Source organism: Pseudomonas sp. IAC-BECa141, assembly GCF_020544405.1.
Taxonomy (GTDB): Bacteria; Pseudomonadota; Gammaproteobacteria; order Pseudomonadales; family Pseudomonadaceae; genus Aquipseudomonas.
This window is the reverse complement of the sequence record NZ_CP065410.1, coordinates 2,542,554-2,555,616: the sequence shown is the minus strand read 5'-3', so window position 1 is coordinate 2,555,616 and position 13,063 is coordinate 2,542,554. Positions and strand designations below refer to the sequence as shown.

Sequence of the window (13,063 nt, the reverse complement as noted above, 5' to 3'; positions counted from 1 at the left end):
CGGCATCAGGTGCCGGCACGGTCATTCGAATTCAGGAGGATGGCGCGGCGCGCGCGTGCAGACTCGCGTTGAACGCGGGCACACGCAGAAAATCGGGGGGAGACAGGCTGGAGAAGAACGCCGCCGCGCGGTCGGCGCAGGCAACTGGAAAGTGGGCCGAATCATTGGCGACAGATGTCGCCCCGTTCATTGCATCGACAATTGCAAACCGCGTGACCAATTGAAACCTCGACTTCCATTTGAGGGTCAACGACGAGGAACAACCTGCGCGGGGATGACAGCGCCAGGGTGGTCCCGATCGGCTGCGACTGCCGGGTCTGTAGACGCACGGCAATCTTCTGGCGCCGGGTTTATGACCCGAAGCGCCGGCGGATAATAACCACGTTTTTTGCTGGTGAGGCAAACAAAATGTAGGAATTCGACGAAATAAATATCAGCTGTTTCCTACACCCCTGTGACGGTGGCAAAGAGACAGGAATGTCAAAAATGCTCGAACACCGCCCCACCGTTTCGTCCAGGCAACGGGCCTCGAAACCCGCGCAGAGTCTTGACCGGCCAGTGAAAAAACCACCGCGCGACGTGTTGCAATCACCCAGCGCTAACAAACGCTAACAACGCATAACTGGCAGTCATTCTGCCGTGAAGGCAGGCTTGAATCTCACCGCTGAACGCCAGGCCACCTGCGAACCTTTTCGGTCGCCTCGCTCAGTCGAACGATGGTTTTGCGAGGGATTCGACCATGGCTGAAGGTTATCGCAACAATTGCCTGCGCGAGGCTGACCGGCTCGGCAATGACGAACTGTATGCCTTGGTCGCGGGTGCCGTCAGCCATGGCCGGGGGGAGGCGCAACAACTGTTCGCGACGGTGACGCCGTTACTCATCGCCTTTTACGAGGGACAGGCGCAGGCCGGGCGGATCCGTCGTGAAGACACCGGCAATCTCGTCCAGCAAGCTTTCAGGATGCTCTATCAGGAACAGGCCGCCCATGACCCGAGCTTTCCGTTTCGCGCCTGGCTGATCGAGATCGCGCGCTCGACTCTGCTCAACAATCCGGGCCATCGCGGCACTGACGCCGTGGCCACGGCCGACGCTTTAGCGGGTGCGCCCATACGCGAATGCCATGAAGCCACACGGGCAACGTGAACCGCCCTTCTCGCTGTGCAATGCTCTTCAGGGAATGCCCATGATTGATATCGAAAAAACCCTCTACTCCGCGCATACCCACACCACAGGAGGTCGCGAGGGCACAGGGCGCAGTCAGGATGGCCGACTGGATCTCAAGCTTTCTCCACCGGGCGCACCCGGCAGCGGAACCAACCCCGAGCAATTGTTTGCCGTGTGCTGGTCGGCCTGTTTTCTGGGCTCACTGCGCCATGCCTGCAACGCGCGCAAGATCGGTTTTCCGGCAACGGCCGGAGTCGATGCTCAAATCGATCTGGTCCATGGGGAGCAGGGTTTTCTCCTGCAGGCGAGACTGGCGGTTTCACTGCCGGAGATCGAGCCTGAGGTGGCGCAACAACTGATCGACGCGGCGCACCAGAATTGCCCTTACTCCAAGGCCACGCGCAACAACATCAAGGTCAGCATCACCCTCGCCTGATCCGCCTTTTGCCCACAGCAAAACGCCCAATCTTCCAACCACACCTTCGTACTATCCGGCGACACCATGGTGCAATAGATCGCGCCCGGGGCTTTTGATGTGATGGCGGGAAACCGACAAAAGCCAGGAGTTGCGCATGAACAAGCTGACGACTGCCGCGGGCGCGCCCGTGGTTGATAACAACAACGTACAGACCGCCGGCCCGAGAGGCCCGATGCTGTTGCAGGACGTTTGGTTGCTGGAAAAACTTGCGCACTTCGATCGCGAAGTCATTCCCGAGCGGCGCATGCACGCCAAGGGTTCGGGTGCGTTTGGCACTTTCACCGTCACCCACGACATCACCCGTTTCACCAAGGCCAAAGTGTTTTCCTGCGTGGGCAAGACCACCGATGTGTTCGTGCGCTTCTCGACCGTGGCCGGCGAACGTGGCGCGGCGGATGCCGAGCGCGACATCCGTGGATTCGCCATCAAGTTCTATACCGAGCAAGGCAACTGGGACCTGGTGGGCAACAACACGCCGGTGTTCTTTCTGCGCGATCCGTTGAAATTCCCCGACCTCAACCATGCGGTCAAACGCGACCCGCGCACCAACCTGCGCAGCGCCCGCAACAACTGGGATTTCTGGACACTGCTGCCCGAGGCGCTGCATCAGGTCACGATCGTCATGAGCGACCGCGGACTGCCGCGCACCTATCGCCATATGCACGGTTTCGGCAGCCATACCTTCAGTTTCATCAGCCCGGCGAACAAGCGTTTCTGGGTGAAATTCACCTGGAAGACCCAGCAAGGCATTGAAAACCTCACCGACCAACAAGCCGCAACCCTGATCGGCGATGACCGCGAAAGCGCCCAGCGCGACCTGTACAACGCGATCGAGGAAGGTCACTTCCCGCAATGGAAGCTCTACGTGCAAGTGATGCCGGAGCTGGATGCCGAGACTTATCCGATCAACCCGTTCGACCTGACCAAAGTCTGGCCCCACGCGGATTACCCGCTGATCGAAGTCGGTGTGCTCGAACTCAACCGCAACCCCGACAACTACTTTGCCGACGTCGAACAGGCAGCCTTCAACCCGGCCAACGTGGTGCCCGGCATCAGCTTCTCGCCGGACAAAATGCTTCAGGCGCGACTGTTCTCCTACGGCGATGCACAGCGCTATCGCGTCGGCGTCAATCATCATCAGATCCCGGTGAATGCGCCGCGCTGCCCGGTCAACAGCTATCACCGGGACGGCCAGATGCGCACCGATGCGAACGCGGGCAGCACAATCGGCTACGAGCCCAACAGCTACGGCCAGTGGGCCGAGCAACCGGATTTCAGTGAGCCACCGCTGGCCCTCAAAGGCAGCGCCGGACACTGGAATCATCGCGAGGACGACGATTACTTCTCGCAACCGGGTGCGCTGTTCCGGGCCATGTCGCCCGCCCGGCAACAGGTCTTGTTTGAGAACACGGCGCGCTCGATCCATGGCGCCAGCGCCCAGACCCGACAACGCCACATCGATAACTGCACCCGCGCCGATCCGGCGTACGGTGCAGGCGTTGCGCAGGCCATCGAAGCGCTGGGCTGATCCGCAATGATGCAAGCAGGGCCGGCAGGATTGGTCCTGCCGGCCCTGCTGCCGTTGTCAGTCCTCTACGATGCTTTTCGCTTCAAGAAACGCTTCCAGCCCCGACACCCCGACCGGCTCCATGATCACCCTTGCATGCCCCACAGACCGGACCAGCTCGTAGTTCTCCAGCACCTGCGCTGCGTTGGCGAAGGACTGCGACGCGTACTGGCTGACCCATTGCGCACGGGCCAACGGTGCGCCGTATTTCTCGATGGCGGTGTCGCGTATTTCGTCGGTGCTCTCCAGTACCGCCGCCTGAAGGCGCTTGAGCATGTCGATACGCTCGGCTTTGGAGGTACGCCCCATCGTGTTTTGCGCACGCTGGGCGGCGGCGATGGCTTGCCTGGCGTCGTCTCGGTTGGCCAGGGTGACGGTGCCGATGACAGATTCCGTTGCCGGATTGATGCATTCGATCGTTTCGCGGCCCTGAACGTGCACTAACACGCCATCGATGTAGCTGTGCTTGATAGTCCACATGTCGATATTCCCAAAGGGTTGAAACAGCAACGCCCGGAAAATCCGGGCGCTGGTCAGGGCGACGGCTCAGTCGGGTAATGATTCACGGCTGAAGGCTTGCACCTCCTGCACCAGGCTGCGAGCGGCCATTTCCACCAGTTGCCGGCCCTTTTCCGGCGAAGCCTGCGCCGGGTCCGAGCCCATTCGGCCGTCCGGGTGACGGGCGCGAAAATCCGCCGCCTCACGGATCGGTCCCCAATTGGCGATCTGCGGCGAATAGTCCGCCGACTTGATGGAATCGGGGTATGCCCACTGGGTCACGGCGATTTCCGAAGGCGTGGCATGAATGCCGTGGCCGGTCGGGAACTGCTCACGGGCCAGCTCGTTAACTCCTTCCAGGTCCCACCAGTTGCACAGCTTCAGGGCGAACCCGGCTTTGCGGCGGGCGAAACTCGCTTCAGCGTACAGCTCCGAAAACGCGGCTTCGATTGACGCGATGTTGCCGCCGTGGCCATTGAGGAAAAAGATCTTTTCAAAGCCGTGGGCGGCCAGCGAACGAGTCCAGTCGGCGATAGCAGCGATGAAGGTCGAAGGCCTGAGCGAAATGGTGCCGGGGAAACCGAGGTGATGCTGCGCCATGCCGATGTTGAAAGTCGGGGCGATCAGGAGGTCGGCGTTCTTCTGCGCCTCATGGGCGATGATTTCCGGGCACATCCAGTCGGTGCCCAGCAGGCCGGTCGGCCCGTGCTGTTCGTTGGAACCGATCGGGATGACGATGGTGCGGCTGCGTTCGAGAAATTGCGCTATTTCGGACCAGGTCGATAGGTATAAAAGCATCAGGATTCTCACTCTTCGAAGGTTCCTCGCGGAACGAGGCTGGGTGTTCAATGCACCTGCAACAGCAGCGTCATTGATACCACCCGCCTCCCTTCAACGACAGAATACGAAGGTATCGGAATCGTAAAAACACCCTAATCGCGGACGAGAAATTCGCGGGGCGATTCGCCCATCACCCGTCTGAACATTGCGCTGAATGCACTCTGGCTGGCGTAGCCCAGATCCCGGGCAATCAGCCCGACGGACTGCCCCTTGTCGAGCCGGTCGATGGCGGTCGCCAGCCGCACCTGCTGCAGCCAGTGGCGAAAATTCAGGCCGGTCTCATTGACGAACAAGCGAATCAGCGTGCGCGAACTGGCGCCGACCCGGTCTGCCCAATAGCCGATCGAATGGTCTTGTCCGGGGTCCTGCAGAATCGCCTCGCAGACCGTGACCAGTCGCCGGTCGAGCGGCCACGGCACTTCGATCGGCAACGTCCGCGCCGCCTGCAACTCATTGATTATCAGCGCCACGATGTGCGCGTTGCGCCCCTCCTGCGGATACTCGATCGGCTGCTCGGCCAGGGCCAGAATCAACTCGCGCAGCAGTCCGGGGATCTCCAGCACTTTGCAGTGAGGGCCCAGCCCGGCGCAGACCTGCGGGTCGATGTAGATCGAGCGCATTTTGACGGCGCTCAGCATCAACTGATCGTGGATCATTCCGGGCGGAATCCACAGCGCCCGCTTCGGCGGCAGGATCCACAACCCTCGTTCGGTGGCTACCCGCATCACGCCGTTCGAGGCATACAGCAACTGCCCGTGTCGATGTACATGCGGTTCGTTGTACTCGCCGGTGGCCTGATCGCGCACCAGCACGGTCATTACGCGCGGCACATCCTGATAGTCGGGATAACGTTCGCTGCGCGGCGCGGATCCTCGCTTTGCGACGACCTTGCGCACCTCTTGTTTCATCGAGTGTTGCCTCCTGAAAACAGACGTTGATCGTGGTAAAGCGGCGATTGTCACTTTGGCGACAAATCCTGGCATTTGCCATGGCCGGCCCATTGTTAGCCTTGCGCTCATTGTTCATCAATGAGGCCTTGACCATGGCAATCACCCGCAATCTCTTCGGCCACCAGCAGAGCGTCACGGCGGTGATCGGCCTGCTGATCCTGTCCATCGCCCTGCGTCCGCCGATCATCTCGGTGGGCCCGATTCTGCTGTTGATCCAGCAGCACTTCCAGTTGAGCTACACCCAGGCCGCGCTGCTGACCTCGATTCCCGACGTGTGCATGGGCGTGTTTGCATTGCTGGTTCCGAGCCTGGCCCGACGTTTCGGGATTGATCGCAGTGTCGTCGTCGCGCTGACACTGTTGGGCGCGTCCACCTTGCTGCGGGCGATCTCGCCAAACGCATTGTTCCTGCTCGGCAGTACGTTCTTCGCCAGCATCGGCATTGCCGTCGCCGGCGCAATGACCGGTGCGTGGATCAAGACCCACTTTGCGCAACGGCCGGCGCTGTTCATGGGCATTTATGCCGGCGGCCTGAGTCTGGGCGCGACCCTCGCGGCGGTGCTCAGTGCGCCGATTGCCGAGCTGGCGCAAGACTGGCGGGTCAGCGCCGGAGTCTGGAGCGTGCTGTGCCTCACTGCCATCGTCAGTTGGGTGTGGATGGCACGGCGTTTTGCGACACCGGCGCCAGCGGTGAAATCGCCGTCGAACCCGAGCAAACGCCTGCCATGGGGCAAGCTGCAGGCGTGGCTGATCGCGTTGAACTTCGGTGCCGGTCAATTCGTGGTCTACGCCCTCTTCGCCTGGATGGCGCCTGCCTCGGTGGAAGCGGCCACGTCGAGTATTTCCCCTGGCATCCTGCTGGGCATTTTTACGGCGGTGTTCGCCGTCGCCAGCGTGGGTGCGGGACTGATTCCGGGCAAGGCCCACGACCGGCGCGGTTTGCTCGGGTTGTCGGCGTTGCTGGCCCTGCTCGGGGTGGGCGGCATGGCGTTCCTGCCGGCGTACTGGCCGATGCTGTACGTGGTGCTCGCGGCCATCGGGTTGGGCATGGGTTTCACCGTGGCCATGACCTTGCCGCTGGATCACGCCAGCACCAGCGAACAGGCCGGATTGTGGACGGTGTTCATGTTGTTCATCGGTTACCTGATTGCCGCGCTCGGGCCGCTGTTGTTCGGTGCCCTGCGCGGATACGCCGGGCACTATGGCCCGGCGTACACCTTGCTGTTCGCGGTACTGCTGTTGATGCTCGGCATCACCCCGCTGCTCAGACTGGCACCGGCAAGATCGCCGCAGGTGTCCGCTGCCTGAGCGCGAAGTGACAGACCTGCGACGCGCCTCGGCACGTCGCAGGGTTTCAGTTGGCCGCCGCGGCTTTTTCAATCAATCGGGCCACTGGCGCCGGGTTCGACACCATCACCACGTGAGAGCCGCCCTTCACCACCTCGACCGCCTTGGCATCTGCACGCTTGGCCATGAACGCCATCGCCTGGGGCGGGATGTTCTTGTCCTTGTCGCCGTAGATGTACCACGACGGAATATGCTTCCAGGCCGGCGTTCCGGCCTGTTCGTTCAGCGCCGCTTCGGTCACCGGGCGTTGGGTCGCGGCCATCAGGGCCGCTTGTGCAGCCGGCACGTCGGCGGCGAACTGGTCGTGGAATTTGCTCTGCTGGATGTACAAGTCCTTGCCGCCATCGGCCAGCGCAACGGGTGGCGCCAGCGTTGGCCCGAGGGTGCTGCCGGGAAACTTGCCGGCGAGTCCTGCGACGGTCTCACCCGTTTCGGGGGCGAAGGCGCTGACGTACACCAGTGCTTTGACATTGGCATGATCGTTGGCTGCCTCACTGATGACGTTGCCGCCATAGGAGTGACCAACCAGCACCACCGGCGACTGGATGCTGCTCAGCAATGCCGATACCGCTGCGCCATCGCTCTTGACGCCGCGCAACGGATTGGCGGCGGCGATCACCGTGTAGCCGTCCTTCTCGAGAATTTTCGCCACGCCATTCCAGCTCGACGCGTCGGCAAACGCACCGTGCACCAGCACGACCGTGGGTTTGGCGGTTTGGGCGAAGGCATTGGCGCCCAGGCACAGGCCGGCAGCGATGCTGAGTGCAGTCAGTGTTTTTTTCATGTGGATGTTCCTCGTATGACAGATTCAGGGGGCGTATCGGGTGAAGACAAAATCGTGGTTCTGCACCCGCGCCTGATGGCAGGCAAAGCAGGTCTGGTGCTGGGCTTCATCGGCGGGTTTGCCGTTGATGAACCGGCCGAATCCCCAGCCACCGGTCGAGGCGTATTGGCGCGAGTCCTTGACCATCACCTGAACGGTGGTGGCCGCCCCCGGAATCGAGGCTGGCTCGAATTCCGGCGACTGCACGTGCTTCCACGCCAGCTTCACCAGCACCGTGCCCTCGGGAAACGGCAGCGTCTTGCCCTGGTAAGCCTTGATCGCCCGGTCATTGCCCAGTACCGCGCGCAGTTCATTCAGCGGCGCGGCTTCCTGTGCCGGAGCAATCAGTGCCCACTGGCGGTAGTTTTTCGGCAGCTTCACGCCGTAGATCGGCGACGCTTCGCCGTCATCGGCCTGGCCCAAAGCGACACCGGCAGCCGCCAGTGCCGCGAGCGCAATGGCCGCTGGCAGCACGGCCCAATGGTTGAGTTTCATCGTCGGATCCCCTTTAGCCAGCGATCAGAGATGATCGGCATCGATCACCGCCTGAGCGAACGCCTGCGGCGCTTCTTGTGGCAGGTTGTGGCCGATGCCGCCGCTGATCAGCCGGTATTCGTACTTGCCAGTGAAGCGTTTGGCGTAGGCCTCGGCCGGTGGGTGCGGCGCGCCATTGGCGTCGCCTTCGAGGGTGATGGTCGGCACGCCGATCGAGGGGAATGCCGCCAGTTTTTTCTCCAGCGGATCGTATTGCGCCTCCCCTTTGATCAGCCCCAGGCGCCAGCGATAGTTGAAGATCGACACGGCGACGTGATCCGGATTCTGCAACGCGGCGGCACTGCGGTCGTAGGTGGCGTCGTCGAAGTTCCATTTCGGCGAGGCCAGCTGCCAGATCAGTCTGGCGAAGTCATGGGTGTTTTTTTCGTAGCCCAGGCGGCCGCGCTCGGTCGCAAAGTAGAACTGATACCACCACTGCAACTCCGCCGCCGGCGGCAGCGGCGTCTTGCCGGCGTCCTGGCTGCCGATCAGGTAACCGCTCACCGCCACCAGCGCTTTCACCCGTTCGGGCCAGAGCGCGGCGACGATGTCGGCGGTGCGCGCGCCCCAGTCATAACCGCCGAGCACGGCCTGCTTGATCTTCAGTGCGTCCATGAAGTCGATCAGATCCTTCGCCAGCGCCGCCGGCTGACCGTTGCGCACGGTTTTGGCAGACAGGAAACGTGTGTCTCCATAGCCGCGCGCGTAAGGAATCAGCACCCGATAACCCTTCTGCGCCAGTGCCGGTGCCACGTCGGTGTAGCTGTGAATATCGTATGGCCAGCCGTGCAGCAGGATGACCACCGGACCGTCGGCGGGCCCGACTTCGGCGTAGGACACGTCCAGCAATCCGGCCTTGACGTGTTTCAGCGCGCCGAAGGATACGTTGGTGCCGGCGGTAATGGCGTCGATCTTGCCGGCGGGCACTTCGGTGGCGCTGGCGTATGCCGAGGCAATGCCCAGCGCAAGCGCCAGCATCGAAACGGTGAGCAAGCGCCGGGATGGGGTTAGAGCATTAGAGTCAGTCATGCCGAGTCTCCCTCGTGAACCGCCGGGCGGCGGTTCCGTTCTTTGGTTTGAAGGGCTTGCGGATTGAAGGGTTAGCGCGCTGCCTGCGCAGCGGTTTTCTGCGCAGCCGCACGCAGTGGCCGGAAGGCTTCGCGCAGTTCTTCGCTGAACAGTTGCGGTTGTTCCCATGCCGCGAAGTGCCCGCCCTTGCTGACTTCGCTGAAGTAGGCCAGCGAGGGATAGGCGCGCTGCGACCAGACTTTCGGCGCACGGTAGATTTCGTGGGGGAATACGGTGATCGCCACCGGCACCTTGATGTCCGCGGTCTTCTGCGCGGCGGCGCTGAAGTTATTGTTGTTGTTCTCCCAGTAGAAACGGGAGGACGACGCCCCGCTGTCGGTCAGCCAGTACAGGCTGATGTCATCGAGCATTTCATCGCGGCTCAGGACCTTCTCGGGCTGACCGTCGCTGTCGGTCCACGCGGCGAATTTTTCATACATCCACGCTGCCGTGCCGGCGGGCGAGTCGGCCAGCAGATAGCCGATGGTCTGCGGCCGGGTCACCATCATTGCGCCGTAAGCGGCGTTGCGGCCGAAGAACTGGCTGAGCGAATTGAAGGCCGTGACCTCCGGTGCGGTCAGTCCCGCTGGAGCCGGATCACCGCTGTTGATCGGTTTGACCAGTTCCGGCGGCACGGTGGCCGGCATGTTCAGGTGGATGCCCAGCAAGCCGGGCGGCGCCAGGCGGCCCAGCGCATCGGAAATCACCGAACCATGATCGCCACCCTGGGACACGTAATGGCTGTAGCCCAGACGTTGCATCAACACATCCCAGGCCTTCGCCACCCGGTCAGGCCCCCAGCCGAGTTCGGTCGGCTTGCCGGAAAAACCATGGCCGGGAATCGACGGGATCACCACATCGAACGAGTCCTCGACCTTGCCACCGTAGGCCACGGGATCGGTCAGCGGACCGATGGTCTTGAGGAACTCGAACTGCGAACCCGGCCAGCCGTGGGTGAGGATCAGCGGCATCGCATTGGGATTGCGCGAGCGCACATGGATGAACTGGATATCGACGCCGTCGATGGTGGTCACGAACTCCGGCAAGGCGTTGAGCTTCGCTTCGGCCTTGCGCCAGTCATAGCCATTGCCCCAGTACTTGACCAGTGCCTGGACCTGCGCCAGTTGCACACCCTGGGACACGTCGTTGACCGTTTCCTTGTCCGGCCAGCGGGTGTCGGCAATGCGTTTGCGCAAGTCGCTCAACTTCGCTTCGTCGACATGCACGGTGTACGGGCGAATGGCTTGCGATGAATCCGCGGCCGGCGTCGTGGCCCAGGCGCCGCTGCTGCCAGCGAGTACGGCAAGGCCGAGCGCGCCGCCCCTGATGGATGACGCCAGGCAATGGCGCCAGGTGAGACCGGACAGAACCGCAACCATGATGGATCTCCTTGTAGTCATTATTCGAAAGGCATCGCCAATCGGATCAGACCACCGCGCTGGCATCGGGACGATTACACGATGGTGTCGGTCGATACCTTGGTATGACGCGCTGGCCTGGCGCGCAAAATCGCGCTCGAATTCAGCAGCGGTTAACGGGCAGAATGCGGCGGGGAAACGGCCCATTTGAATGACAGAGCGGAACAAGGATTGCGGATGCGTAGGGAAACAGCGCTCGAACGCCTGAGCACTACGCCATCGACCACTTCGCAATGGTGGGTGATCGGGCTGTGCATGCTGTTCAACGTGATCGACGGACTCGACGTGATGGCCATGGCCTTCACCGCCAGCCGGGTTGCGGCGGAGTGGGCGTTGAACGGCGCGCAACTGGGCCTGTTGTTGAGCGCAAGCCTGGTCGGGATGGCGCTCGGTTCGTTGCTGGCTGCGCCCAGGGCCGACCGCTTCGGGCGCAGACCTTTATTGCTTGCCGGCCTGCTGCTCAGTGGCCTGGGTATGTTGCTGTCGTTCTGGAGTCCGGATCATCACGTGCTGATGTTCCTGCGTCTGCTGACCGGCATCGGCACTGGGGCGGTGCTGGTCGGCGCGAACGTGCTGACGTTCGAACACGCCAGCCCGCAGCGGCGCAATCTGGCCGTCGCGTTGCAATCTCTCGCCTTCGCCATGGGCGCCAGTCTGGGCGGTGTGCTGGCGCATGGACTGAATGACTTGATGGGCTGGCGGTATGTCTTTCTCGCCGGGGGCTGCATCACGCTGGCGGCGGCGTTGGCCGGTGTCTTTTGGCTGCGAGAGTCGCCGTCATTTCTGGCACTTGAACACCGCGCGCCAATTCCTCCTCTATCGCCTGACGACGTCAGCCAGCCGTTTTCACCCGGTCAGTGGCAACAGACTCTGTCGCTGGCACTGGCACTCTTTCTGTTGATGTTCTGCTTTTACTTCGTGATGAGCTGGACGCCGGCCCTGTTGGTCGACAATGGCTTTACCGACCAGCAAGGCGCCCGGATCGGGATGCTGTTGGCGCTGGGTGGCATGCTCGGCGCCCTGTTTCTGGGTCTGGCAGCCAATCGTTTCGGCTGCCGACGTTTGTTGTCGGGTTTTCTGCTGCTTGACGCAGCACTGCTGCCGCTGATGGTGCCGGCCTCGCACGTCCCCGGTCTGGCGGCACTCGTGGCGGTCACGCTGGGGCTGATGCTCAATGGTGCAGTCGCGGCTCTGTTTGTCCTGGCCCCTCAAGCGTTCTGCACGTCGGTTCGCACGACCGGCGTCGGTGTGGTGCTGGCGATGGGGCGTCTGGGGGCGATCATTTCGCCGGTGGTCGCCGGGTTTCTGCTGGATGCCGGATGGACCGCACAACACCTGTTCATGTTTTTCGCCGCTAGCCAGGTGTTGGCGGTCCTGCTGATCCGGCGTGGCACTAGGGAACGATGATCAACTTGCCCGTCGTGTTGCGCGACTCGATATCGCGATGGGCCTGTTGCGCATCATCCAGTGAATAACGCTTGCCGATCACGGCTTTCAGTTTGCCGGCACTGACCCACGCGAACAGTTGCCGGGATTTTTCCAGCAGCACCTCGCGGTTGCGCACGTAGTGCATGACCGAGGGATACGTCAGCTTGATGCTGCGCGGCATGCTGAAGATATCGATCGGCGGTGTCGGGTTCATGAACGGTCCGTACAAGGCCAGTGTGCCGAAGTAGTCCAACATCTCCAGCGAGTCGGCGAAACCTTCCGCGCCCGTGCCGTCGTACACCACATTCACCCGCTGGCCGTCGGTCAGGCGCAGGACCTGTCCGGCAATGTTTTGCGCCCGCCCGATCACCACATAGTCCGCCCCCGCCGCGAGTACCGCCTCGACCTTGTCGGCATGAGAAACCCGGCCTATGACCTTGCCGCCCAGCAGTTTGATCAGTTGGGTCAGCATCAACCCCACGCCCCCGGCCGCCGCATGCACGAAGGCTACGTCGCCCGGCTGGATCGCATGCACCTTGTCCACCAGATTGCTGGCGGTCAGGCCTTGCATCATCAGGCTGGCGGCGGTGGTGAAGTCGATCTCGTCCGGCAACGGCACCAACTGGCTGACCGGGGCGATCACCTGTTCAGCGTAGCTGCCCGGCACGTAATGCCAGGCCACGCGGTCACCGACACTGAACTCCGTCACCTGCGGGCCGGTGGCCAGAACGATGCCGGCGCCTTCTGCGCCCAGTGTCAGCGGCAGTTCCCAGGCAGCGCCGAGCCCGCGTCGGGCACCGGTGTCCATGAAATTGATACCCGCCGCCATGACCTTGACCAGGACCTGTCCGGGCCCCGGTTCTGCCAGTTGAATGTCTTTCACCATCAAGACTTCAGGCCCGCCGAAGGCCTCGATTACCACTGCTTTCATAATGTTCTGCCCTGTCA

The 13,063-nt window shown here is 62.3% G+C and carries 13 protein-coding genes; 5 read left to right on the top strand and 8 right to left on the bottom strand.

What is annotated here, in order from left to right; all coding sequences use genetic code 11:
- Positions 1-739: 739 nt before the first annotated feature.
- The 3 genes from I5961_RS11635 to I5961_RS11625 all read left to right on the top strand — a co-directional run bounded on the left by I5961_RS11635 (position 740) and on the right by I5961_RS11625 (position 3,171).
- A complete protein-coding gene (locus I5961_RS11635; RefSeq protein WP_085703685.1) occupies positions 740-1,144 on the top strand; it encodes a hypothetical protein in 405 nt (134 codons plus the stop codon).
- Between the two features lie 40 nt (positions 1,145-1,184).
- Positions 1,185-1,601, top strand: coding sequence for an organic hydroperoxide resistance protein (locus I5961_RS11630; protein ID WP_227235295.1), 417 nt, complete (start codon positions 1,185-1,187; stop codon positions 1,599-1,601).
- Between the two features lie 136 nt (positions 1,602-1,737).
- A complete protein-coding gene (locus tag I5961_RS11625; protein WP_227235294.1) occupies positions 1,738-3,171 on the top strand; it encodes a catalase in 1,434 nt (477 codons plus the stop codon).
- A 57-nt stretch (positions 3,172-3,228) separates the two neighbouring features.
- Here I5961_RS11625 and I5961_RS11620 read toward each other — a convergent pair whose 3' ends face one another.
- From I5961_RS11620 to I5961_RS11610, 3 genes are all read right to left on the bottom strand, one after another.
- Entirely contained in the window at positions 3,229-3,690 is a 462-nt protein-coding gene (locus tag I5961_RS11620; RefSeq protein WP_227235293.1) for an aldehyde dehydrogenase family protein, read from the bottom strand.
- Positions 3,691-3,756: 66 nt separating this feature from the next.
- Positions 3,757-4,506 carry a creatininase family protein gene (locus I5961_RS11615; RefSeq protein ID WP_227235292.1) on the bottom strand — a complete coding sequence of 250 codons (750 nt, stop codon included), beginning with the start codon at positions 4,504-4,506 and terminating at the stop codon, positions 3,757-3,759.
- 134 nt (positions 4,507-4,640) lie between these two features.
- Positions 4,641-5,456 (bottom strand): AraC family transcriptional regulator, encoded by an 816-nt coding sequence (locus I5961_RS11610; protein ID WP_085700394.1) that lies wholly within the window; start codon positions 5,454-5,456, stop codon positions 4,641-4,643.
- 134 nt (positions 5,457-5,590) lie between these two features.
- Between I5961_RS11610 and I5961_RS11605 the strand changes: the two genes are divergently transcribed.
- Positions 5,591-6,805, top strand: coding sequence for a CynX/NimT family MFS transporter (locus tag I5961_RS11605; protein ID WP_227235291.1), 1,215 nt, complete (start codon positions 5,591-5,593; stop codon positions 6,803-6,805).
- A gap of 46 nt (positions 6,806-6,851) precedes the next feature.
- On the opposite strand, the gene I5961_RS11600 is transcribed toward I5961_RS11605, so the two are convergent.
- From I5961_RS11600 to I5961_RS11585, 4 genes are all read right to left on the bottom strand, one after another.
- A complete protein-coding gene (locus I5961_RS11600; RefSeq protein ID WP_227235290.1) occupies positions 6,852-7,628 on the bottom strand; it encodes an alpha/beta fold hydrolase in 777 nt (258 codons plus the stop codon).
- 24 nt (positions 7,629-7,652) lie between these two features.
- Complete coding sequence (locus tag I5961_RS11595) at positions 7,653-8,162, bottom strand: cytochrome P460 family protein (protein WP_085703680.1); 510 nt, start codon at positions 8,160-8,162, stop codon at positions 7,653-7,655.
- Between the two features lie 24 nt (positions 8,163-8,186).
- Positions 8,187-9,230, bottom strand: coding sequence for an alpha/beta fold hydrolase (locus I5961_RS11590; RefSeq protein ID WP_085703679.1), 1,044 nt, complete (start codon positions 9,228-9,230; stop codon positions 8,187-8,189).
- Positions 9,231-9,301: 71 nt separating this feature from the next.
- Positions 9,302-10,648 carry an epoxide hydrolase family protein gene (locus tag I5961_RS11585; protein ID WP_085703678.1) on the bottom strand — a complete coding sequence of 449 codons (1,347 nt, stop codon included), beginning with the start codon at positions 10,646-10,648 and terminating at the stop codon, positions 9,302-9,304.
- A 216-nt stretch (positions 10,649-10,864) separates the two neighbouring features.
- On the opposite strand from I5961_RS11585, the gene I5961_RS11580 reads away from it, so the two are divergent.
- The gene (locus I5961_RS11580) at positions 10,865-12,094 is read left to right on the top strand and encodes an MFS transporter (RefSeq protein ID WP_227235289.1); all 1,230 of its coding nucleotides are present in this window, start codon (positions 10,865-10,867) and stop codon (positions 12,092-12,094) included.
- On the opposite strand, the gene I5961_RS11575 is transcribed toward I5961_RS11580, so the two are convergent.
- A complete protein-coding gene (locus I5961_RS11575; protein ID WP_176247752.1) occupies positions 12,081-13,046 on the bottom strand; it encodes a quinone oxidoreductase family protein in 966 nt (321 codons plus the stop codon). The two genes, I5961_RS11580 and I5961_RS11575, sit on opposite strands and share 14 nt — an antisense overlap.
- Between the last annotated feature and the right edge of the window lie 17 nt (positions 13,047-13,063).

What these genes read in the sequence shown, in the direction of transcription:
- I5961_RS11600 (WP_227235290.1), bottom strand. Translation starts at nt 7,628, where the DNA reads ATGAAAAAAACACTGACTGCACTCAGCATCGCTGCCGGCCTGTGCCTG.
- I5961_RS11595 (WP_085703680.1), bottom strand. Translation starts at nt 8,162, where the DNA reads ATGAAACTCAACCATTGGGCCGTGCTGCCAGCGGCCATTGCGCTCGCG.
- I5961_RS11625 (WP_227235294.1), top strand. Translation starts at nt 1,738, where the DNA reads ATGAACAAGCTGACGACTGCCGCGGGCGCGCCCGTGGTTGATAACAAC.
- I5961_RS11605 (WP_227235291.1), top strand. Translation starts at nt 5,591, where the DNA reads ATGGCAATCACCCGCAATCTCTTCGGCCACCAGCAGAGCGTCACGGCG.
- I5961_RS11575 (WP_176247752.1), bottom strand. Translation starts at nt 13,046, where the DNA reads ATGAAAGCAGTGGTAATCGAGGCCTTCGGCGGGCCTGAAGTCTTGATG.
- I5961_RS11585 (WP_085703678.1), bottom strand. Translation starts at nt 10,648, where the DNA reads ATGGTTGCGGTTCTGTCCGGTCTCACCTGGCGCCATTGCCTGGCGTCA.
- I5961_RS11580 (WP_227235289.1), top strand. Translation starts at nt 10,865, where the DNA reads ATGCGTAGGGAAACAGCGCTCGAACGCCTGAGCACTACGCCATCGACC.
- I5961_RS11635 (WP_085703685.1), top strand. Translation starts at nt 740, where the DNA reads ATGGCTGAAGGTTATCGCAACAATTGCCTGCGCGAGGCTGACCGGCTC.
- I5961_RS11615 (WP_227235292.1), bottom strand. Translation starts at nt 4,506, where the DNA reads ATGCTTTTATACCTATCGACCTGGTCCGAAATAGCGCAATTTCTCGAA.
- I5961_RS11620 (WP_227235293.1), bottom strand. Translation starts at nt 3,690, where the DNA reads ATGTGGACTATCAAGCACAGCTACATCGATGGCGTGTTAGTGCACGTT.
- I5961_RS11610 (WP_085700394.1), bottom strand. Translation starts at nt 5,456, where the DNA reads ATGAAACAAGAGGTGCGCAAGGTCGTCGCAAAGCGAGGATCCGCGCCG.
- I5961_RS11630 (WP_227235295.1), top strand. Translation starts at nt 1,185, where the DNA reads ATGATTGATATCGAAAAAACCCTCTACTCCGCGCATACCCACACCACA.
- I5961_RS11590 (WP_085703679.1), bottom strand. Translation starts at nt 9,230, where the DNA reads ATGACTGACTCTAATGCTCTAACCCCATCCCGGCGCTTGCTCACCGTT.